Annotated in this window: 24 protein-coding genes; 19 read left to right on the forward strand and 5 right to left on the reverse strand. The window is 31.6% G+C overall.

Translation table 11 applies throughout. From position 1 onward, the window contains the following. Positions 1-347: 347 nt before the first annotated feature. Complete coding sequence (locus ACYEKI_RS18370) at positions 348-1,601, reverse strand: ABC transporter permease (RefSeq protein ID WP_459212674.1); 1,254 nt, start codon at positions 1,599-1,601, stop codon at positions 348-350. Positions 1,602-1,877: 276 nt separating this feature from the next. Between ACYEKI_RS18370 and purH the strand changes: the two genes are divergently transcribed. From purH to rodA, 6 genes are read left to right on the forward strand one after another with little or no spacing between them, the layout of a single operon-like run. After that, positions 1,878-3,410 carry a bifunctional phosphoribosylaminoimidazolecarboxamide formyltransferase/IMP cyclohydrolase gene (gene purH, locus ACYEKI_RS18375; protein WP_459212675.1) on the forward strand — a complete coding sequence of 511 codons (1,533 nt, stop codon included), beginning with the start codon at positions 1,878-1,880 and terminating at the stop codon, positions 3,408-3,410. Between the two features lie 48 nt (positions 3,411-3,458). Beyond that, positions 3,459-4,487 (forward strand): rod shape-determining protein, encoded by a 1,029-nt coding sequence (locus ACYEKI_RS18380; RefSeq protein ID WP_459212676.1) that lies wholly within the window; start codon positions 3,459-3,461, stop codon positions 4,485-4,487. Between the two features lie 9 nt (positions 4,488-4,496). After that, entirely contained in the window at positions 4,497-5,321 is an 825-nt protein-coding gene (gene mreC / locus ACYEKI_RS18385; protein ID WP_459212677.1) for a rod shape-determining protein MreC, read from the forward strand. Beyond that, positions 5,321-5,827: a rod shape-determining protein MreD gene (mreD, locus tag ACYEKI_RS18390; RefSeq protein WP_459212678.1), complete on the forward strand. Its 507-nt coding sequence runs from the start codon at positions 5,321-5,323 to the stop codon at positions 5,825-5,827. The genes mreC and mreD overlap by 1 nt, the downstream gene beginning before the upstream one ends. Beyond that, positions 5,824-7,686, forward strand: a complete 1,863-nt coding sequence (gene mrdA / locus ACYEKI_RS18395; protein WP_459212679.1) for a penicillin-binding protein 2 — start codon at positions 5,824-5,826, stop codon at positions 7,684-7,686. The genes mreD and mrdA overlap by 4 nt, the downstream gene beginning before the upstream one ends. Before the next feature lie 6 nt (positions 7,687-7,692). After that, positions 7,693-8,946 (forward strand): rod shape-determining protein RodA, encoded by a 1,254-nt coding sequence (gene rodA, locus ACYEKI_RS18400; RefSeq protein WP_459212680.1) that lies wholly within the window; start codon positions 7,693-7,695, stop codon positions 8,944-8,946. Positions 8,947-8,956: 10 nt separating this feature from the next. Here the strand turns inward: rodA and ACYEKI_RS18405 are convergent, their stop codons facing one another. Next, complete coding sequence (locus ACYEKI_RS18405) at positions 8,957-9,745, reverse strand: DNA/RNA non-specific endonuclease (protein WP_459212730.1); 789 nt, start codon at positions 9,743-9,745, stop codon at positions 8,957-8,959. Between the two features lie 270 nt (positions 9,746-10,015). On the opposite strand from ACYEKI_RS18405, the gene ACYEKI_RS18410 reads away from it, so the two are divergent. The 8 genes from ACYEKI_RS18410 (at position 10,016) to ACYEKI_RS18445 (ending at position 13,622) form a co-directional block, all read left to right on the forward strand. Continuing rightward, positions 10,016-11,614: a vitamin K epoxide reductase family protein gene (locus ACYEKI_RS18410; RefSeq protein ID WP_459212681.1), complete on the forward strand. Its 1,599-nt coding sequence runs from the start codon at positions 10,016-10,018 to the stop codon at positions 11,612-11,614. Between the two features lie 28 nt (positions 11,615-11,642). Then, complete coding sequence (locus ACYEKI_RS18415) at positions 11,643-11,801, forward strand: hypothetical protein (RefSeq protein ID WP_459212682.1); 159 nt, start codon at positions 11,643-11,645, stop codon at positions 11,799-11,801. Positions 11,802-11,854: 53 nt separating this feature from the next. Next, on the forward strand, positions 11,855-12,010 hold the full coding sequence (locus tag ACYEKI_RS18420; protein WP_459212683.1) for a hypothetical protein: 156 nt from the start codon (positions 11,855-11,857) through the stop codon (positions 12,008-12,010). A gap of 270 nt (positions 12,011-12,280) precedes the next feature. Further along, entirely contained in the window at positions 12,281-12,487 is a 207-nt protein-coding gene (locus tag ACYEKI_RS18425; protein WP_459212684.1) for a hypothetical protein, read from the forward strand. Between the two features lie 29 nt (positions 12,488-12,516). After that, the gene (locus tag ACYEKI_RS18430; protein ID WP_459212685.1) at positions 12,517-12,708 is read left to right on the forward strand and encodes a hypothetical protein; all 192 of its coding nucleotides are present in this window, start codon (positions 12,517-12,519) and stop codon (positions 12,706-12,708) included. Between the two features lie 34 nt (positions 12,709-12,742). Continuing rightward, the gene (locus ACYEKI_RS18435) at positions 12,743-12,925 is read left to right on the forward strand and encodes a hypothetical protein (protein ID WP_459212686.1); all 183 of its coding nucleotides are present in this window, start codon (positions 12,743-12,745) and stop codon (positions 12,923-12,925) included. Positions 12,926-13,211: 286 nt separating this feature from the next. After that, positions 13,212-13,430, forward strand: a complete 219-nt coding sequence (locus ACYEKI_RS18440; protein ID WP_459212687.1) for a hypothetical protein — start codon at positions 13,212-13,214, stop codon at positions 13,428-13,430. A 33-nt stretch (positions 13,431-13,463) separates the two neighbouring features. Further along, entirely contained in the window at positions 13,464-13,622 is a 159-nt protein-coding gene (locus ACYEKI_RS18445) for a hypothetical protein (protein ID WP_459212688.1), read from the forward strand. Positions 13,623-13,684: 62 nt separating this feature from the next. On the opposite strand, the gene ACYEKI_RS18450 is transcribed toward ACYEKI_RS18445, so the two are convergent. Together ACYEKI_RS18450 and ACYEKI_RS18455 are read right to left on the reverse strand one after the other, a co-directional pair. After that, positions 13,685-14,797: an ABC transporter permease gene (locus tag ACYEKI_RS18450; RefSeq protein ID WP_459212689.1), complete on the reverse strand. Its 1,113-nt coding sequence runs from the start codon at positions 14,795-14,797 to the stop codon at positions 13,685-13,687. 1 nt (position 14,798) lies between these two features. Beyond that, positions 14,799-16,931 (reverse strand): carboxy terminal-processing peptidase, encoded by a 2,133-nt coding sequence (locus ACYEKI_RS18455; protein ID WP_459212690.1) that lies wholly within the window; start codon positions 16,929-16,931, stop codon positions 14,799-14,801. Positions 16,932-17,192: 261 nt separating this feature from the next. Between ACYEKI_RS18455 and surE the strand changes: the two genes are divergently transcribed. The 5 genes from surE to ACYEKI_RS18480 all read left to right on the forward strand — a co-directional run bounded on the left by surE (position 17,193) and on the right by ACYEKI_RS18480 (position 22,104). Next, positions 17,193-17,969, forward strand: coding sequence for a 5'/3'-nucleotidase SurE (gene surE, locus ACYEKI_RS18460; RefSeq protein WP_459212691.1), 777 nt, complete (start codon positions 17,193-17,195; stop codon positions 17,967-17,969). 11 nt (positions 17,970-17,980) lie between these two features. Continuing rightward, positions 17,981-18,262 carry a hypothetical protein gene (locus ACYEKI_RS18465; protein ID WP_459212692.1) on the forward strand — a complete coding sequence of 94 codons (282 nt, stop codon included), beginning with the start codon at positions 17,981-17,983 and terminating at the stop codon, positions 18,260-18,262. A gap of 34 nt (positions 18,263-18,296) precedes the next feature. Next, positions 18,297-19,409 carry a lipid-A-disaccharide synthase gene (gene lpxB / locus ACYEKI_RS18470; protein ID WP_459212693.1) on the forward strand — a complete coding sequence of 371 codons (1,113 nt, stop codon included), beginning with the start codon at positions 18,297-18,299 and terminating at the stop codon, positions 19,407-19,409. Positions 19,410-19,421: 12 nt separating this feature from the next. Continuing rightward, positions 19,422-19,979, forward strand: a complete 558-nt coding sequence (locus ACYEKI_RS18475; protein ID WP_459212694.1) for a C40 family peptidase — start codon at positions 19,422-19,424, stop codon at positions 19,977-19,979. Between the two features lie 73 nt (positions 19,980-20,052). After that, the gene (locus ACYEKI_RS18480; protein ID WP_459212695.1) at positions 20,053-22,104 is read left to right on the forward strand and encodes a ComEC/Rec2 family competence protein; all 2,052 of its coding nucleotides are present in this window, start codon (positions 20,053-20,055) and stop codon (positions 22,102-22,104) included. Here ACYEKI_RS18480 and ACYEKI_RS18485 read toward each other — a convergent pair whose 3' ends face one another. After that, positions 22,105-22,653: a thioredoxin family protein gene (locus ACYEKI_RS18485; RefSeq protein WP_459212696.1), complete on the reverse strand. Its 549-nt coding sequence runs from the start codon at positions 22,651-22,653 to the stop codon at positions 22,105-22,107. Positions 22,654-22,777 lie beyond the last annotated feature (124 nt).

The following is a 22,777-nucleotide window of genomic DNA, read 5'->3' on the forward strand; positions in this document are numbered from 1 at the left end:
TACCTCCAATTTTTTCAAAACACCCATTATTTTCTCGAAATTTGCGCTAAAGTTGTGCATATAAATTAAAGTGTCGTTACTTCAATTTACTGCTATTTAGTAGTTTGCACAACTTTCTTCAAATGCACCACGGGTGCATTCTATTATATTCTATTCAAAAACAAGTATTTTTACGTGTTGCCCATAATATCATTAGGGTTGTATCTTGAAACCCAATCAATAATCATATGTGCTCATCTAAAAAAAAGAAATTTTTAAAAATCATTCCAGGCATTGTTATTACTATTATTCTTGTTGCCTTAATTATGAATATCTATCTACTTATATATTTTTTAAACTTATAACAATTACATTCCTGTTCTAATAGCTTCTACAGGATCCAATCTAGATGCCGAAATAGCTGGTATTATTCCCGAAATCAATCCTATTACTGCCGAGATTATAGTTCCTATAAACATATTCCACGGGGATAATATAAATTCAAAATCTCCTGTAAACATAGAAGCTACATAAGACATTATCCATACAAGAACCAGTCCTATTAAACCTCCAATAATAGAAAGAACTATCGCCTCAAATAAAAACTGAAATAAGATAAATCTATTTTTGGCTCCTAGTGATTTTTGTATTCCGATAAGGTTTGTACGTTCCTTTACACTTACAAACATGATATTTGCAATCCCGAATCCTCCTACTAATAATGAAAAACCACTAATAATCAATCCAATAAAATTCATTTGTGTAGTAATATTATCTATAAAATCTGATAAACCTTGTAACTGATTTAAGAAAAACGTACTTACTTCTCCTGGTTTAATCCCTCTAAACGATCTAAGTTTTTGATCTAGATTTGCTTTAAATTCTGCTACATCTACACCTTCTTCAGGTTTAACTACAATTTGAGGAAAAGAAGATCTATTGTTATCACCATAAATTCTTCTTACCATATTCACAGGTAAAAACACCGCACTATCTTTAGAATTCCCAAAAAGTCCTGCCCCTTCTTTTTTCAATACTCCGATTACCGAAAATTTACGTCCATATAATCTTATCTTTTTACCCAATGGATTTTGTTCTCCAAAAAGACCTTTAGCCACCTCATCACCTAATACAATCACAGGTGTTCCACTTACCGATTCAGATTCATTAAAAAAACGTCCTTCTTCAATTTGTAATGCTTCTATATCATAATATTCATGAGATACTGCTCCTATGGCCACATCAGCAACTGTTTGGTCTTCATATTTCACAGCTTCATTCTTAACATTCAGTGCATACGAAGCTGCTTCTAAGTCGGGTAAAGTCCTACTTATATGCTGATATTCTTCAAAAGTAACATCTGGAAATTGTTCTCTCTTCCATTGTGGTATATTAGATGGCCCAAAAGAAAAACGCATAATAATTATAGTACTATTGTCTAAACCACTTATGCTTCCTTTAATTTCTTTTTCTAAGGAATCTACCGCTGCTAATACTGCTATAATTGAAAAAATTCCAATAGTCACTCCTAATAAGGATAAAAAGGTACGAAGCTTATTATTTCTTAATGCATTAATTGCAAAATTAAAGCTCTCTTTTAAGACTCTAAGGTAAATGAGCATATCTAGATTCTTTTAGTTAAGATTATCGATCAATAAAGATAGGACGTTTTCGTCATAGTTTCGTTACACATTTTAACTCGGTTTCTTTTATTAAGCCTATTCTTCACTCTTACCTCCTCTCTTATTTCGCTTCATTTAATAATTTTTTAGTCTCTTATTTTTTACCCTTTATATATTTACCTGTATTCTCTATTATTTTCAAAATTAAATTTGCGTTCATCGTTTTAAACTGATTTCTAAATTGCTACTTTTGCGGTTTATTAACTAAATACACTCATGAACACAACAAAAACGGCAAAATCTGCCTTAATTTCTGTATTTAATAAAGATGGTTTAGCTCCTATTGTTCAACAATTAAATGCATTGGGAGTGACTATCTATTCTACAGGTGGTACCGAAAAATTCATTAAAGATCTAGGTATCGATGTTATTCCTGTCGAAGACATCACTTCGTATCCTTCCATATTAGGAGGTCGTGTAAAAACACTACACCCTAAAGTATTTGGAGGAATCTTAAACCGTCAAAATAATGATAGTGATATTGCCGAATTAGAAACTTATGAAATTCCGCAAATTGATATCGTTATTGTTGACTTGTATCCTTTTGAAAAAACTGTTGCTTCTGGTGCTGATGCTCAAGATATCATCGAAAAAGTTGATATCGGAGGTATTTCTTTAATTAGAGCTGCTGCAAAAAACTTTGCAGATGTAACCTGTGTTTCTTCTGTAGAAGATTATGAAGAGTTTTTACAGGTGATCACAAACGGTAAAGGAGCCATTACTATTGAAGAGCGTAAACGTTTTGCAACTAAAGCTTTTAAAGTATCTTCTCATTATGATACTGCTATCTTTAATTATTTTAATAGTGATAATGAAGAAAAAGCATATAAAGCGAGCTTTACTGAAGGCAAGGTTTTACGTTATGGCGAAAATCCTCATCAAGAAGGTTCTTTTTATGGAGCATTTAATGATATGTTTGATAAACTTCATGGTAAAGAACTTTCTTACAACAATTTATTAGATGTAGATGCTGCCGTAAATTTAATGTTAGAGTTTAAAAATGAAGCTCCTACATTTGCTATTTTAAAACACAACAATGCTTGTGGATTAGCTCAACGAGCAACTGTACATCAAGCTTATGTAGATGCTTTGGCTGGTGATCCTGTTTCGGCTTTTGGCGGAATCTTAATTAGTAATACTGAAATCGATGCTACTACTGCCGAAGAAATTCATAAATTATTCTGTGAAGTAGTTATTGCTCCATCATATACAGAAGAAGCTTTAACAATATTAAAAGGGAAAAAGAATCGTATTATTCTGATTCAAAAAGAAATTGAATTACCTCAACAACAAGTACGTACATGTTTAAACGGGGTACTTGTTCAAGATAAAGACTCAAAAACAGATACTGCAGCAGATTTAAAAACTGTAACTACTGTAGCCCCTACTGCAACACAAATAGAAGATTTATTGTTTGCTTCAAAAATTTGTAAACACACAAAATCAAATACCATTGTATTCTCAAAAGGAAAACAATTACTTGCTAGTGGTACAGGGCAAACTTCTAGAGTAGATGCATTAAAACAAGCTGTAGAAAAAGCAAAAGCTTTTAATTTTGACCTTAATGACGCTGTAATGGCCAGTGACGCTTTCTTCCCATTCCCTGATTGTGTGGAACTTGCACATAAAGCAGGAATTAAAGCTGTCATTCAACCAGGCGGTTCTATAAAGGATCAATTAAGTATAGATTACTGTAATGAAAATGATTTAGCAATGGTTATGACCGGAACTCGTCATTTTAAACATTAATTTTACTAACTTTACCGAATTGTAACCCTATTAACTATAATTGCACCCATGGGATTTTTTGACTTCTTGACCGAAGAGATCGCAATAGACTTAGGTACTGCGAACACATTGATTATACACAACGACAAAGTTGTCGTTGATAGTCCATCTATAGTAGCTAGAGATAGAACCACTGGTAAAATTACTCATGTGGGAAAAGAAGCTGCTATGATGCAGGGAAAAACCCATGAAAATATTAAGACTATTCGTCCGCTTAAAGACGGAGTAATAGCCGATTTTGATGCTAGTGAAAAAATGATCAGTATGTTCATTAAAGACATTCCTGCATTAAAAAAGAAATGGATTACTCCATCGCTACGAATGGTTATCTGTATTCCTTCTGGAATTACAGAGGTTGAGATGCGTGCTGTAAAAGAAAGTGCAGAACGTGTAAATGGTAAAGAGGTTTACCTTATACACGAGCCCATGGCTGCAGCTATAGGTATTGGGGTTGATATCATGCAACCTAAAGGAAATATGATTGTAGATATAGGTGGTGGTACTACCGAGATTGCAGTTATTGCCTTAGGAGGTATCGTTTGCGACAAATCTGTTAAAGTTGCAGGTGATGTTTTTACAAATGATATCATTTATTATATGCGTACGCAACATAACTTATATGTAGGAGAACGTACTGCTGAGAAAATTAAAATCCAAATTGGTGCTGCTACAGAAGATCTTGAATTACCACCAGATGATATGAGTGTTCAAGGACGAGATCTTTTGACAGGAAAACCAAAACAAGTTCAAATCTCTTATCGTGAAATTGCAAAAGCTTTAGATAAATCTATTTTAAGAATAGAAGATGCTGTTATGGAGACTTTATCTCAAACTCCGCCAGAGCTTGCTGCTGACATTTATAATACGGGTATTTATCTTGCTGGAGGTGGTTCTATGTTACGTGGTTTGGATAAACGTTTGTCTCAAAAAACTGATCTTCCTGTTTATATAGCCGAAGATCCATTAAGAGCTGTAGTAAGAGGTACAGGTATTACTCTTAAAAATATTAATCGCTATAAAGGAGTATTGATTAAATAATCCTAAAAGATGCAGCAGATTGTAAACTTTTTTATTAGGAATAAAAACTTCCTATTGTTTCTGCTTCTACTTTTTATTTCTTTGGTCTTAACGATACAGTCACATTCGTATCATAAGAGTAAATTTATTAGTTCTACTAATTTTTTAAGTGGAGGAGTATACGATTGGAGCTATAACATAACTAAGTATTTTAAACTGGCAGACTATAACAAGAGACTGCTAAGTGAAAATGCTTATTTACGTAATCAATTACACCTTCTTGATACCGATACTGTACAACAATATATAGATACCGCTTCTTTTGGCCGTCCATTTACGTTTTCAAAAGCACTGGTAATTCGTAATGATTACAATAAAATAGATAATTACATCCTTATCGATAAAGGGAAAAAAGACAGCGTTCATGCAGATATGGGGGTTGTTACAGATAAGGGAATTATAGGTATTGTAGAGCAAACTTCAAATCACTATTCAAGAGTTATTTCAATTCTTAATAGCAATTCTGAAATCAATGCTGGTTTAAAAAAAACCAATCATTATGGTACTTTAACTTGGGATGGAAAAGATCCTAATATTGTACAATTAGAAGCAATACCTAGACAAGCTCCTATAAAAAAGGGAGATAGTATTATTACAGCTGGGTATTCTACAATTTTTCCTAAAGGAATTGGAATAGGAATTATTGAAGATTTTGATTTAGATCAAAACAATAGTTATTACAACATCAATGTCAAACTACATAATGATATGACAAACATTGGTTTTGTATATACTATTAAAAATAATAATCGAAAAGAGATTGAATCTCTATTAATTGAAGGGGAAACAAATTAATGAATTTAGACATAGCACTTAATCTTGGTAGGTTTATTACATTACTACTGATTCAAGTAATGGTATTAAATCACGTTGATTTTCTGGGGTATCTTGACCCCTATCTTTATATTATATTTATTCTACTTTTCCCTTTAAACGCAAACAGAAGTTTATTTTTATTACTTAGTTTTATATACGGACTTATTTTAGATATGTTTGGAGATTCTGGTGGTATCCATGCAGCTGCATGTGTTACTATTGCTTTTGCTAGGCCTTTAATTCTAAGATCAACTTTTGGTGTTAGTTATGAGTTTCAAACAATCAAATTAGCTAATGTAAGTTTTCTTCAACAATTAGTGTATGTATCTCTTATGGTTATCATACATCATTTTGTTCTTTTTTCTTTAGAGATATTTAACCTATCACATATACTATTATTTGCTAAAAAAGCGTTATTCACTAGCGTTTTCACTATAATACTTAGTATGCTCGTTTTAGTTTTATTTCGAAGAAAAAATTCATGAGGAAATTATTGCTTTATCTTATTATTGTTGTCATTGGAATTGTATTCATTTCTAGGTTATTCTACCTTCAAATTTATAATACTTCTTATGCTGCTTTGTCTGAAGATAATGCGGTAAAAGTTATAAATGACTATCCCGAACGCGGAGCTATATATGATCGCAATGGAACTTTATTAGTTTCTAATCAGCCTTCGTATGATGTGATGGCTATTCCTAGAGAATTAAAACCCTTTGATACCTTAGAGTTTTGTTCTTTATTAAACATTTCTAAAGAACGTTTAATCAAACAAATCGATAAAGCTAAACGTTATTCTTATAGAGTTGGTTCTGTAATTGTTCCTCAACTTACTAAAGATGAGTATGCGTATCTGCAAGAAAAAATGCACAAGTTCAATGGTTTTTATATCCAGAAAAGATCATTACGTGACTATCATACTGATCATGGTGCTAATGTATTAGGGTTTATAGGCGAAGTAAACAATGCTGCTATAAAAAAAGATAATTATTATATCTCTGGAGATTTAATGGGTATACGTGGTGTTGAAAAACAATACGAAAAAATACTACGTGGTAATAAAGGTGTTAAACGTATTTTACAGGATCGATTCAATCGAGCTATAGGACCTTATAAAGGTGGTACTATGGATACACTTCCTGTTCCTGGAAAAGATTTAACACTCACCATAGATAACGAACTCCAAAAATATGGAGAACAGCTGATGGTAAACAAAAGAGGAGGTATTGTTGTTATCGAACCTGCTACAGGAGAAATTCTAGCTTTAATTACAGCTCCTCATTATAAACCAGATTTATTGGTAGGAAGAAAACGTTCTCCCAATTTTACCAAACTGTATAACGATACTATCGCAAAACCTTTATTTGATCGCGGAGTTCAAGGATCTTATCCTCCAGGTTCTCCTTTTAAGACATTAACTGCTTTAATTGGCTTACAAGAAGGTGTTATTGATGATCGTTCGACTTTATTTTGTAGTGGTGCCTATAAATATGGTAAAAAAGCTAAAATGGGTTGTCACTGTGGTACAGGAAGACATAATCTTACTAGTGCCGTTGCTAAATCTTGTAACACTTATTTTGCAACTACATATCGCGGTTTTATAGAAAAATATGACTCTCCTAAAGATGGTATTGATAATTGGAAAGCTCATGCCGCAAGTTTTGGACTTGGTAACTTCTTGAACAATGACCTTTCTTCTGGAAGTAAGGGCTTAATTCCTGATGGAGCATTCTACGATCGTTATTATCCCGGAAATCGTTGGAGAGCTACAACTACACTTTCTAATGCCATAGGACAAGGAGAAGTAAGCACTACTCCTATTCAATTAGCAAATATGACTGCAGCCATAGCTAATAGAGGTTTCTTTTTTACACCTCACATAGTAAAAGCTATTGATAGTATATCTCTTAAAGATGAAAATTATACTGTTCCTAAATTAACTACCATAGACAAAAAACATTTTGCTCCAGTAATTGAAGGAATGCATAGAGTATACACTCATGGTACAGCAAGAGCTTTACAAGTACCCGGTATTGAGATCTGCGGAAAAACTGGTACTTCAGAAAATTATACTAAGATCAATGGCGAAAGAACTCAACTTACAGATCATTCTATCTTTACAGCATTTGCACCTAAAGAGAATCCTAAAATTGCAATAGCTGTTTTTATCGAAAATGGTTATTGGGGATCAAGATCAGCTGGGCGAATTGCTAGTTTAATGATTGAAAAACATATCAAAGGTCATATTACTCGTACTGATTTAGAAAAATGGGTTTTGGAACACAGTCTTGAAGAAGAATATGCAAAACCGTTAAGTGGCGAACCTTTTGAAATTAATAAATAATTCTAGATGGCAAAATCAAGTGTAGCTGCAATAGACTGGCTAACCGTTTTAATTTTTATTTTACTAATTGGTTTTGGATGGGGAAATATCTATTCTGCTTCTTTCAATGAAGACACTATTTCTTTTACAGATCTAAGTCTTTCTTATGTAAAACAAGGATTATGGATTGGACTAAGTCTACTTTTAGTTATTATCATACTCTCTATTGAAGCTAAGTTTTATGAACGCTTTTCTAGTGTCATTTATTTAGCCTCTTTGCTTTCCTTATTAGGTTTATTTGTTTTAGGTAAAAATATTTCTGGAGCTACTTCTTGGTATGTATTTGGCCCTGCAAGTATTCAACCATCAGAATTTGCTAAAGCAGCTACGGCGCTCGCTTTGGCTAAATACCTTAGCGACTTACATACTAATATCAAATACTTTAAACATCAACTTAATGCATTCTTGATCATAATTTTACCTGCATTAATTATCATTCCGCAACCAGATCCTGGAAGTGCCCTGGTATATGCAGCTTTCTTTTTCCCTTTATATAGAGAGGGGTTACCCGCTTTATATTTAATTATAGGGATATCCACTGTGGTTTTATTTGTCCTCACATTGCTATTTGGACCAACTTGGGTTGTTGCTATTAGTGTATTTTTAATTTTTGGGTTATTGTTTATGAATCGTAATCAAAAGCCCAAATACTCAAGATATTTCTTGACTGCTGCTACTATAACTTTATTTTGCTTTTCTGTTAATTATATTTTCAATAATATTTTTGAACAACGACATAGAGATCGTTTTAATATCGTTTTAGGAAAAGAAATTGATACTAAAGGTATTGGTTACAACACTAACCAAAGCGAAATTGCAATTGGTAATGGTAGTTGGTTTGGAAAAGGCTGGAAAGAAGGAACACAAACCAAAGGTGACTTTGTACCTGCTCAGGATACCGATTATATCTTTAGTACTGTAGGTGAAGAATGGGGGTTTGTAGGAGCAACTTTTATCATCCTTCTTTTTGTTATCTTATTACTACGTCTATTACACCTTGCAGAAAGGCAAAAAAATCAATTTAGCCGTGTTTATGGCTACAGTGTCGTAGGTATTTTATTTATTCATTTTACTGTAAATATAGGTATGGTTACAGGTTTATTACCTACTGTAGGAATACCGTTACCTTTCTTTAGTTATGGTGGTTCTAGTTTATGGGGTTTTACAATACTCCTATTTATTTTTATAAAATTAGATGCGAACAGAGTGAATGAATGGTAAATACTCTATTCTAAAACTTCCAAACGCTGGGATATACTTGATTTTCTAATCGAGTTTCTATTTCATCATCAAGTTTAGGGTAGAAATCTATTCCTGTTAACTTTTCTATTTGATCAACTGGTACAATAAAATCTTTTAGCGGTTTGTTTGAATCTTTATGTGGCATCAAAAAACCTATCATTTTTGGATTTGTTGAATTGTTATCCAAAATTACTTTATAAAAATATTCCGGAACAGCCACGTTTTCTTCTCCTATATTTTTTAGATTTTTATGTAATACTCCTCCCGTAACAACATATACTCCATTATATCGCTTTGCCCAATATCTCACTTTCTTTTCTAACTTATTCCATATTCCGCTATTAAATGCATGTTCTTGTGGACTAATATTAGAGGTTAAAAAAGTTTCTTCAAAGGCATCATAAGAAAATCTTCTATCTCCTGCTGGACATAAATGCCCCTTATCATATCCAGATTTTTTATAATTTCTCCAATGAGCAGAAGATGACTTTACCTTTTTATCTTCTTGAAAATATGGCCTTTTAAATTCATTCTTGGATAAATGGTCAGCTTTAAGTTCATAAGCTACCCATTCTGCCTGTTCATAAGCTTCGGCATAAGATAACGTATAGTTATCATGTGTAATAATACTACCCGTAGTAGATGTAGGTAAATAAAAGAAATTTTGTGTTTTTACAACTTCATCTATTTGAGGAGTCTTATCTATATACTCTTCTGCGTATTTAAAGATAGCTGCGACAATAAGAATAAGAATTGGATAAATTAATCTACGGTTAATTTTCATGGTATAGGCTATTTGATGCAAAAATAACAAAACTCTCTATCTTCCTATACCCTCTTTTTATTTCAACATTTACAAAATACGGTTTAAGCGTATTTATTTTATCAATTTACCTCATTACACCGTAACTTATTTATATCTAATTTTAATAACGTTATTTTTTTTAGAATTCAATCATCGTTTCTCCCCCGAATCTAGATATGAAATTCATCCTATGCTAATAGTATTTAATTCAAATTAAACCTATTAATAATTCAGATATATTACATGAAAAACAACATTGAAAGTATTGTTGAAAATGTGTTAATTCATAATGGAATTAACGATTACGACAAGCAAGATTTAGAATTACAATTACAAATCCATCCCAATTACCCTAGTTTCAATGCTATTACCGATACATTAGATTATTTTAATATAGATAATATTGCTGTCGAGGTTCCAAAAGAAGCTTTGGATCAACTACCTGATAGTTATATCTCTTTGGTAACCTCTAGTGAGGATGATCAAGAAATTGTTTCTGTATTAAGAAAAAAGGATACTATTCACATTAAATATCCTGATCAAAAATCTGAAAAAATTTCTATCTCTGAATTTGAAAAAAGATGGATTCCTAAAGTTATTGCAGTAGAACATAATGGCTCTTCTGATTTTACTTCTTCTAGATCTCAATTAAACACACTTTTGATAGCTGGTTTTGCTTTAAGCATAATAGCTCTGACTTTCTTTAAGAATTGGGATATTCAAGCTATTAGCTTTTTAGGTCTTTCTATTATAGGTGGAATTTTTGGTTATTTCGCCGTAAGGGAAAGCTTAGGTTTACAATCACAAACTATGCATCAATTTTGTACTACAGTAGGAAATACAAACTGTGGTGATGTAATCAATAGTGCCAATGGTAAGTTATTTAACAATTTCGGGATTGCAGATGCTAGTTTTGTTTACTTTACTGGTTTAGCAATTTATCAGTTCTTTTTTGGATTCACTTCTGTTTTAGTTTTCCCTTCTTTATTAAGTATTCCTATTATTTTTTATGCATTATATACTCAAGCATTTAAAATCAAAAAATGGTGTGCTATTTGTCTTGCAATTAGCGCCATAACGATTACAATGTCAACTATTGCTATTATTTCATTACCTATAACTTTTGATCTTTTAATTACAGCTCAATTTGTAGCCTTATTGAGTTTAATTACGCTAGGTTATATTCAGGTTAAAGAAAAATTAGTTGAAAATAAAAAGCAAAAAAACGAGAACATCACCCTTAATCGCTTTAAAAGAGATGGTCAAATTTTTAATCATTTATTTTCACAATCAGATCGTATTGAAAATATAAATAGCATTCCTAATGAGATTATTATCGGTAATCCTAATGCTAATTTTAAAATTATAAGTGTAACCAATCCTATGTGCGGGTATTGTAAAGATGCTTTTAAAGCATATGCTAGAGTTGCAAAAAGCTTAGGCGATTCTGTACAAATTGCAATTAGACTCAGTGTACAACATGACAATTTAGATCATCCTGCCACGCAGATCAGTCTTCGTTTAATCGAGATTTATCATCAACAAGGGCAACAAGGTTTTATTAACGCTTATAGCGAATGGTTTGACGATCGTACTCCTACTACATGGATTCAAAAATATGGTAAACATAGTACTGACGAAAAATTCACTACTGTATTGCAAAAACAAGCTGAATGGACTCAAGAAAACAATCTTTTCTACACACCTGCATCATTAATTAATGGTCAGTTTTATCCTAAGAAATATAGTTATGATGAGTTCTATCACTTTGTAAGTATTTTACATGATAGTTATCAATCTGAAGCTTATACTGGAACTCCCGCTAGTTTAGAAATCGTATAATTTAATCTCCATTAATAAAATCAAAATCATGCAAAAACAAATTAAAACTATAAAAGGCATCTCTATAATAGAGAAAATCGACCAACAATATATAATAGGTAGTACCCGTCATACTTTGGAAGCTTTATGCAATACAGATGATGATTGTATAAGTCCTGGAGGGTGTATTGATGGAGCTTGCTTTTAATATAAGTTTTTAACTCACAAATCATTTTATTCTAATCATAAAAAATCAAAATCATGCTAAAGCAAATTCAATTTATTCAAGGGGTAACTTTAATTAAAAAAACTTCTCAACAACAAATTTCAGGTGGTCAAGGACCAAGAGTAGGTTGCAATACAGACGATGATTGTTATGGAGATGCTGTATGTTTAGGAGGTGCTTGCTTTTTATAACCTCTCTCTCTTGTAAATCATTTTACTCTAATCATAAAAATCAAAATCATATTAATACAAGTTTCTAGACAAGGAAAGACATTAACTAAACTGTTTCTACAAACTTTCGATGGTGAGTTGAATACTTGTATGCACAAAAGGTAAAATCGTATGTTCAAAAGGAGAAGAATATAGATAGTCCGGTATTTATCCTGAACAACCTTATACTTGTTAATTGTTATAGGTCTAAATCTTGTTAAATATTAATCTTTAAAAACAGCTTATATCATTATGAAAGAAATTAGAAAAATTAAAACTGCTTCTTTATTAACTAAAAAGGAGCAACAATCTATTCAAGGTGGTATAGGGATCCTAGATACACGAGAAGCTTGTGCTTGTATTGTATTAGGACCTAGAGGGTATCTCGAAATTGTACCTGTAGACTGTGATAGTTTATGTCCAGATGGATCTCAATCCATTTCTGGTCTTGCATATTAATATTAATTTTTAAAACAGCTTATATCATTATGAAAGAAATCAAAAAAATCAAAGATGCTTCTTTATTAACAAAAAAAGAACAACAATCTATCCAAGGAGGAAACCTTCAATTCCCTATTCCTTGCAGATCAAGAAGGGATTGTTTTCTAGCTATAGGGGAACTTGATTGGGCATGTGTATCTCAACCACATTCACCATTCAGTTATTGTCAACCACTATAATTTAATCAAACATTAATCTATAAAGATGCTTATTATGTCTAAAGACCTTTTAAAAACAGCTACTCCATTAACTAAATCTGAGCAGAAAAAAATAAATGGAGGTCAATATACTCCTATTTTATGTAGAACTCGTAGAGATTGTTTTGATGCTACGGGGGAATATGCTTGGGCATGTTCTGCTAGTCCAGGATTTTATGGATACTGCATCCCCTTATAAATTAATTAATCTCAAAAATCAAACATCATGCTTAAAAACATTCTAAACACCAACAAGGTAACAGTTTTACAGAAATCACAACAAAAAAATATCAATGGAGGAGGAGGTTTAAATTCATTTTGCCACAACGATAGTGAGTGTGATCGCGGATTAGTCTGTGCTGGTTGCTTTTGCCGTCCAATAGGTGGACCAGTATAATAAAATAAAGTTAACTTTTTCATAACGATCCAAAATCACTATTACTAGTGATTTTGGATTACTTTTAAATCATCATAAATATATAATCATGAGTCAATTAAAAAAAATCAAAGACATTGTTATTTTAAACAAAAACGAACAAAAAAATATCAATGGAGCTATGTTATCACCTTTTTGTGCAGGAACAGGAACAGGAGGAGTTTCTTCACCTGGGTATTCACAAGCTTGTTTAGGTCGTACAGGAAAATGTATGATTAACGGATATTTAGCTGCTTGTAATCCTAACGGTTCTTTCTGGTTTTACTAATCAATATTAATCATTAAATAAATTACTCTAATCATGTCAAAATTATCAAACATCAAAGGAATTAAAACCTTAGATAAAAGCTCTCAAAAAAATATTGCTGGAGGAGGTCCTCAAGGAGAATTCTCTTGCTATTGTAATGGGACTTACGTTGGAGAAGTTAGCAGCATAGCTGAATGCTGGAATGCTTGCTAATTAAATTCAGTATAAGATTATATTTGAAATTCCATTAATTCTAGAGTTAATGGAATTTCTTTTTACGTTTTTATATCTAAAGCATCTCTTAATGCATTCCCTATTAACATAAATGCCATCACTAAACTCATTATTGCCATCCCTGGTATAATTGCTAGATAGGCTTTTCCTAAAATAATATATGAATAGTGATCTTTTATCATTGCACCCCAACTAGGCATAGGTGGTTGTGCTCCTATTCCTAAAAAGCTCAATCCACTTTCTATCAAAATTGCTCCAGCAAAATTAGCTGCTGAAATTACAATTACTGGCGCAAAACTATTAGGCAATATATGCTTCAGTATAATTCTAAAATTGGTATATCCTAATGCTTTTGCCGCAGTTACATATTGCTGCTGTTTTACGCTCATTACCTGCCCTCTAACTATTCTAGCCACTTCTACCCACATTGTTAATCCTACCGCTATAAAAACTTGCCAAAAGCCTTTTCCTAAAGCTAATGTAATTGCTATAACTAACAATAATGTTGGAATCGACCATGTCACATTAATTAACCACATTATAGCTGCGTCTAATCGCCCTCCATAAAAACCAGCTAAAGCTCCTAAAGGAATTCCTATCAATAAAGATATAAGTACTGCCACAAAACCTATAGCAAACGAAATTCTCGTTCCTATAATCATTCTACTCAATAGGTCTCTACCGTATTTATCTGTACCTAAAACAAATGTTTTAGTCTTTATATATTTTTTTTCAATTTGTTCTAGCGAATATTCTTTAGGAAATTTACTTTTAGATATCCATTTGGTCATCCCATCTTCTTCCCCTTCTCTATAAGGAGTGATCTCGATACCGTCATTTTTAATACTATAACTAGTAATAGGAAGTTCTGTAGCTGTATTTTCTTTTCCAAAAAACAATCGATTTAATGATGATTGCTCTGCTTTATGTCTAGATGGTAGAGTAAGCATCTGAACTGTAAATCCAGGTGCTTTAGAATGAATAGATAAATGCATTTGATTTGCATTTACAGAATTATCTGGAGCTAGTATATATCCAAACAGCGCTATGACTCCACATGCTATAACAAACCAAAAACTCAAAACGCCCCAAAAATTCTTTTTGAATTTTTGGAGCGCTAATTTATTTAGTGATTTAGAAGATTTCTCTTGCACTTTAGTTCTTTATAGTCAACGAATTTGTTTTTGCGTTACGAAGGTTATTAAGCTTCATATCTTCTAATACATTAAGAGCTTCTTCCATATAAACATCTTTGCTTAAGCTTTTATGCCATCTCTTACGCTTCTCTCCTAAAATCGTATCATTTTTAATCAAATCTAACTCGTATGGTAAAGATTTATACTTTAAATCTGTTTTATACTCAGAAATAGCATCAAATCGCTTCGCTTCTTCTTCACCATCTTTGATATTTTTACTGTACTTCTTAAAGTTAAGAGAATATTCATTCACATCTCTTTTATCTTTTACCCATTTTGCATTTTCTCCTATCAATTGCAATTGAGTATTTTTTGACATACGTTCTTTACTATTTGCTATAGTTTTATCAAAATCAATATATCCATCCCAAATCTCATAATCAGCTGCTTTTATTTTATCCCATGGTAATGGATTTTCTTGATCTTTCTCTCCTACATCAATATAACTGTAACGGTCTTTTACTACTACATCACTTTTTACTCCTTCTAATTGAGTAGATCCGCCATTTACACGGTAAAACTTTTGTGTAGTTAATTTTAATGCTCCTAAATCACCTTCATCATTATTACGTACCCATCTGTTTAGGTCCATTACATTTTGAACAGTTCCTTTTCCATAGGTTTGTTTGCTTCCTATAATAATAGCTCTTTTATAATCTTGCATTGCCGCTGCCAATATTTCTGAAGCAGATGCAGACAATTCATTTACTAATAAAACTAATGGGCCATCCCATAAAATATTATGATCTCTATCTGTTAATATCTCTGGAGATTCTCCTCTTCCTTTAACCTGTACTATAGGCCCTTTTTTAATAAATAATCCAGCTATATCAACTACTGTTTGTAATGATCCTCCTCCATTATTTCTAAGATCAATTACTAATCCTTGCATGTCTTGTTTTTTCAGCCTTATGATCTCTTTTTTGATATCACTAGCTGCATTGCGTTGATTATAATCTTGAAGATTAAAATAGAATTTTGGTAAGTTAATTACTCCATATGTTCTTTCGTTTTTCTTTACAACAGAAGATTTTGCATATGTTTCTTCTAATTCTACAACATCTCTTACTATAGAAATATCTTCTATAGTACCGTCTACTTTCTTTATTGTTAATGTTACTGTTGTTCCTTTTGGTCCTTTAATCAAACTTACGGCATCATCTAGTCTCATTCCTACTACACTTACTGGTTCTTCTTCATCTTCTTGTTTTACTTTAAGAATCAAATCACCAACCTCTACTTCTTCACCTCTCCAAGCTGGTCCACCTGATATAATCTCAATAATTTTAACATTATTATTCTTCTTTTGTAAACGAGCTCCAATTCCTTCTAATTTTCCTGACATTGCTATGTCAAAACGATCTTTATCTTGTGGTGCAAAATAATATGTATGTGGATCAAACTCCTCTACTATAGCATTTACATAAATTGCGAACCAGTCTTTACGCTGTAAATCATCAGAAAATTCAAAATACTCTTTTAACGTATTCTTAGTATCTTCTCTAGCTTCTTTTTCTAATTCTTTTAATGATTTTGATTCTTTCTTCTCTTTATCTTCTTCTTGTTCTTCAACTTTATCATAATAATTAGAAAGCGTATTAAACTTTAATTGTTTTCTCCATCTGTTACGCATTTCTTTTTTGCTAGAAACATACTTTAGTTTATCATAATCTGTATTGATATTTTCTTCTTTATCATAATTAAAAGGAGTATCCAAAATTTCTTTATACAATACCCTAGATTCTGCCATACGCTCTTGCAAACGATCATACGTAAGATTAAAGAATGTCAAATCTTTATTTATAATCTGATCATCAATCAATGTTTCATAAGCTTTAAAATCTTCTATATCACTCGCGTAAAAATAACGTTTTAACGGATCTAAAGCATCTACATAGTCTTTATAAACTTCTTTTGAGAAATCATCATTAACGTCCTTTGCATCATAATGTAACTTATTGAGAACATAGCTAATTAAATCAATCAACAGTTTATCTTTATCTGTATCTCCTTCAAACTTCTTTGAAGTGAAACTACAAGATGCACCTGCTAAAATAACAGCCAACATCACTACTAAAAAACTCTTCTTCATATATGTATTTTATATTCTTAATTGGTTCAGGCAAATTACATTAAAAACTATGCCAAGAATAAGTAATAATACTAAATTTTTCTTAAATGAACTAATGGGTTATCTGCAATACTGTTAATTATTTCTAATCATCACATATCTGCCTTTACCTAATTCATTATATACTAGGATATCTATAGTTTTCTCTACTTTTTTTATTTCACAAGCTATACTTCTAATTCCTGTAAAAAACGTAGTTTTACAGCTATAAACTTATAGCTTATGAACTCTGAAAGACCTCTTATTTTAGTCACTAATGATGACGGAATTACAGCTCCAGGTATTCGCGCATTAATTGAAGTCATGAACGAAATCGGTGATGTATATGTAGTTGCGCCTGATAGTCCTCAAAGCGCCATGGGACATGCTATAACAATTAATAATACGTTATACTGTGATAAAATCATTATTGATGCTGATGCGCCTCAAAAAGAATTCAGTTGTTCTGGAACTCCAGTAGATTGTGTAAAAATAGCTACTCATGAGATTTTAACTCGCAAACCTGATTTGTGTGTAAGCGGTATTAACCATGGTTCAAATTCTGCTATAAATGTAATTTATTCTGGAACTATGAGTGCTGCCGTAGAAGCTGGTATTGAAGGAATTCCTGCTATTGGCTTTTCTCTACTAGATTTCTCTATGAATGCAAATTTTGAACCTACAAAACCTTTTATTAAACGTATTGTTGCTAATGTACTTCAAAATGGTTTACCTAAAGGTGTTGTGCTCAATGTAAATTTCCCTAAACTTGAAGAAGATCAAATTAAAGGAATGAAAATATGTAGACAAGCAAATGCACATTGGGAAGAAGAGTTTGATAAGCGAACTAATCCTATGGGTCGTGATTATTATTGGTTATCAGGAAAGTTTGTGAATTCGGATAAAGGAGAAGATACCGATGAATGGGCTTTGGCTAATGGCTATGTTTCTATTGTACCCACTCAATTTGATCTAACCGCCCATCATTATATTCAAGAATTAAATTCTTGGGAATTATAACTTATTATTTTATGAAGGTTAAAGAAATTTTAATTGGTTTTACAGTTGGTCTTATTGCAAACGCTTTGGGAATCGCTCTTTATATTTTAATGTTTTCTAAAATAAGTATTAAAGAAACACTTAAAGCTGCAATGGAACAAGGTTTTTTAGGAAGTCTCATCGCGCTAGGTGCTATCTTAAACTTGGTTGCTTTTTTCTTATTTTTAAAACAGAATAAAACCTTTCGCGCCCGTGGGGTGTTACTTGCTACTGTTATAGCTGCCGTAGTTATTGCATTAAGCAAAATGTATTAAACGTCTATTACAGACAATCTAATTTTATTGTTATATGAAATATTACTTAATCGCAGGAGAAGCTTCTGGAGATTTACATGGATCAAATCTTATGAAAGCTATCCTCAAAAAAGATCCTAATGCAGAGTTCAGGTTCTGGGGTGGTGATTTAATGCAGGAAGTAGGAGGTGTTTTGGTAAAGCATTATCGAGAATTAGCCTTTATGGGCTTTATCGAAGTATTATTTAATCTTTTTACCATTTTAAAAAATATTAAAATGTGTAAACAAGATATTATTGACTTTAATCCAGATGCTATTATTTTTATTGATTATCCCGGTTTTAATATGCGAATTGCAAAATGGGCAAAACCTCTTGGATATAAAACACTCTATTATATCTCTCCACAAATCTGGGCATGGAAAGAAGGTAGAATTAAAGATATTAAACGTGATGTAGATCAAATGTATGTTATTCTTCCTTTTGAAAAATCTTTTTATGAAGACAAGCATAACTACCCTGTTCATTTTGTAGGACATCCATTACTTGATGCTATTGATAATCGCAAAGTAATCTCTCTAGATGATTTTAAAGAAAAAAATCAATTAGACGATCGCCCTATCATTGCTTTATTACCTGGTAGTAGAAAGCAAGAAATCACAAAAATGCTTAATGTAATGCTAAGTGTTACAGATGACTTTAAAGCCTATCAATTTGTTATCGCAGGAGCGCCTAGTCAAGATATTTCTTTTTACAACACATTTGTGCAGCAAAAAAATGTAAATATTATCACCAATCAAACTTATGATTTATTAAGTCATGCTCATGCTGCTTTAGTAACTTCTGGAACAGCAACTCTAGAAACGGCTCTTTTTAAAGTTCCTGAAGTTGTTTGTTACAAAGGCAGTTCTATTTCTTATGAAATTGCTAAACGTATCATTAAACTAGATTATATTTCTCTTGTTAATCTTATTATGGATCGCTCTGTTGTTACAGAGTTAATTCAACATGAGTTCAATCACACTCAATTAAAACAAGAATTAGCCCAAATTCTAGATGGTGAACGCAGACAAGCTATACTTGCAGATTACAATGATCTCGAGCAAAAATTAGGCGGCAAAGGAGCAAGTGATAATGCTGCTCAACTCATTATTGATTTTTTAAACTAATTTAATTTACATATGCTAAGACTACTCCCCTACCTACTATTTATTATCCTACTTGCGTCATGTGGTTCATCCAAACGTGTTCATCAATCATCAAAAAAAACAACTACTAAAACTAAAAAAGTTACATCTACTTCAAGTAAATCCACCTCAAAAAAAACTAAAGCAACAGCAAAATCGACTTCAAAAAAGAAGATTAAAAGCATTATTAATTATGCTGAAACTTTTAAAGGCACACGATATAAATTTGGTGGTACTACAAAAAAAGGAATGGATTGTTCTGGTTTAGTATATACTTCTTTTAAAAAAGAAAACATCACCTTACCTAGAACTTCTAGAGCAATGTCTGTAAAAGGAAAAAAGATCTCACTAAGTAAAGTAGCTCCAGGTGACTTAGTATTCTTTAAAACGAATAAAAATAAAAATGTAATCAACCATGTAGGTTTGGTTATTAGTACCAAAGGTAAGGTACAATTTATACATGCTTCTACTTCCAGAGGAGTAATGGTTTCTAGTTTAAGCGAACGCTATTGGAGAAGTAATTTTGTAAGTGTACGTAGAATCGTCCCCTAATTCATTTATCACAAAAGCTATGTAATCTCATAAGAATTAAGCGTCTAACTTATATATACTATGCTTAATTTTTATGAGATTATTAAATTTACCACTTCTATTTATTACTATAGGACTGTGTTTAGGCATTGGTTTAGGCTATTATTTACCTACAATTAATTTCATTCATTATCTATTCTATATTTTATCTAGCATATTCCTATTATTAGTAATTGGACATAAAATTGCTTCATTTTACACTGCTTTTTCTTCTCTTTTCTTTAAAATTTCAATTTTTATAGTTTTTACTATTCTTGGATATACCTTACTCCATCTTCAAGATGATCGCATATCGACTTTACACTACACTCATCACCAAAATCTAACTACTGATCATACTTTTGTCTACCATATAACAGAACAGTTAAAGCCGAGTTCTTTTTATAAAAAATATAAAATATCATTACAACAGATTGACAGTGATGCTTATCATGGAACGCTATTACTGCGTATACCTAGAGATAAAAACATTCCTGATTTAGTTATTGATTCTTCTTATGTTTCTTTTCTTAAGTTAGCACCAATTCCTAGTACTAAAAATCCTTCTCAATTTAATTACAAAAGCTACTTAAAACGACAACAAATATTCCATCAAGCTACTTTAAATAATACGCCTATATATTCTTTTTTAAGAACCGATTTGTCTTTATTGGATTATGCTTATAAGCTACGTGATCATCTTAAACAAAAATTAAAAGCTACTCATCTATCTCAAGAAACTTTAGCTATTACTTATGCTTTGTTATTAGGACAACGTCAAGATATTGATCAAAAGACACTCACTACATATTCTAGAGCAGGCGCCATCCATATCCTTGCACTATCAGGATTACATATTGGTGTTTTACTCTTTTTCGGAAAGTTTCTTCTTTCTTTTCTATTGACCTTTAAACATGGTAAACTTATAAGGGTTATCTTATTAATGATTTTCTTGTGGTCATTTGCTTTTTTAACTGGATTTTCTCCATCGATCCTCAGAGCAACAACCATGTTTACATTTCTTATGATTGGTCAATACACACCTTCAAGAACCAATTCTTTTAATGCCTTACTTACTTCGTTCTTTATATTGTTATGTTTTAATCCTCTTTTTTTATTTGATGTAGGTTTTCAGTTAAGTTATATAGCAGTTTTTTCCATTCTATGGATACAACCATTACTTGCTTCAGTTTACAAGCCTAAGTCACGGTTTATTCGCTTTTATTGGGATACTTTTACTGTTACTATTGCTGCTCAACTAGGGTTATTACCGCTTTCGTTATTTTACTTCCATCAATTCCCAGCATTATTTATGCTCACTAATCTTGTTATCATTCCTCTATTAGGTATCATATTAGGCCTTGGATTATTGGTTTTACTTTCAAGTCAATTTGATCTAGTATCATTTGACTTTTTGACTTCCTCTTATGATTACAGCATACAAACTATGAATGCATTTATACATTGGATAAGTCAACAAGAAGCTTTTTTATTTTCTAATATCACATTTTCTGGAAAAGCCATGATAATTTGGTATTTGGTTCTCATTTTAAGCATTTCTCTTATTAAAAGATTTCATCCAAAAAAAGTATATGCATTAGGAGTGAGTTTATCTTTATTACTATTTATATATACTTATGAAATTCATATTGCTAATAAAGAACAACGTTTTATAGTCTACCATCAATTAAAAAACAGCATTATTGGTATTCATAAACATCGTCATTTATCTATTTTAAAGTCGAAAGAGATTCCTTCTTCTACATTTAATTATCTATTTAATAATTATCTTATTGAAAAAGACCTCACAGGAATTACTACTAAAACTCTGAAAAATAGCTATCAATTTAATGATAATACCATTCTCATTATTGATAGTACAGCTGTATATCCCAAACATCATTTTGATATTCTTATATTAAATCATTCTCCCAAGGTAAACTTAACTAGATTACTTCATGATATTACCCCAAAACTTGTCATTGCCGATGGTAGTAATTATTCTTCATATATTTCTCGATGGGAACAAACATGTAATAAAACAAAAATCCCTTTTCATCGTACTGACAAAAAGGGAGCTTTTATTTTAGATCTTAAATCTTATTAGTTAATCATTTGAAAATGTACCTACAAAAGAAGATTCATATTCATTCCATGCTTTTTCGGTCTTAATATTCTTATAGGCATCTGTAGCTACCATTTTAAGGTAAATCTCTAATTGCTGTGGTGTTCTATACCCTACTACAGGTGCAATTACGTTTCCTTCTTCATCAAAGAAAACCATACTTGGATATCCTGATATTTTTAAAGCATTGGCAAAAAAGTGTTGGCTATTTCTACCTTTTTTACCTGGTTGATAATTAGGATTTGTATATGTAAAATCATTGTAAACTATTTCCTCTGTTCCTTCAGCATTAAACTTAACAGGATAGAAGTTTTTATTTACATAAGTTACTACATCTTTATTACGAAACGTTTTCTTATCTAATAATTTACATGGTCCACACCAATCTGTATAGGCATCCATAAAAATCTTTTTAGGATCTTTTTTCTGAGCAGCCAAAGCTTCGTTCATAGTCATCCATTCTATCTCTTGAGCCTGCATTGACATTGTGCCTACAACTGCAAGAAATAAGGCTATTATTATTTTTTTCATAAGTAGTATATTATTCGGGTATTAAAGGTAAAAAAAATGCTTTTATTTATTCTTTATATGTCGTTAAAACCTTATATGCTTACTAACAAAAAGCGTTCCTAAAAATTAGGAACGCTTTTTTATA

This window comes from Aquimarina rhabdastrellae (assembly GCA_947387485.1).
Taxonomy (GTDB): domain Bacteria; phylum Bacteroidota; class Bacteroidia; order Flavobacteriales; family Flavobacteriaceae; genus Aquimarina.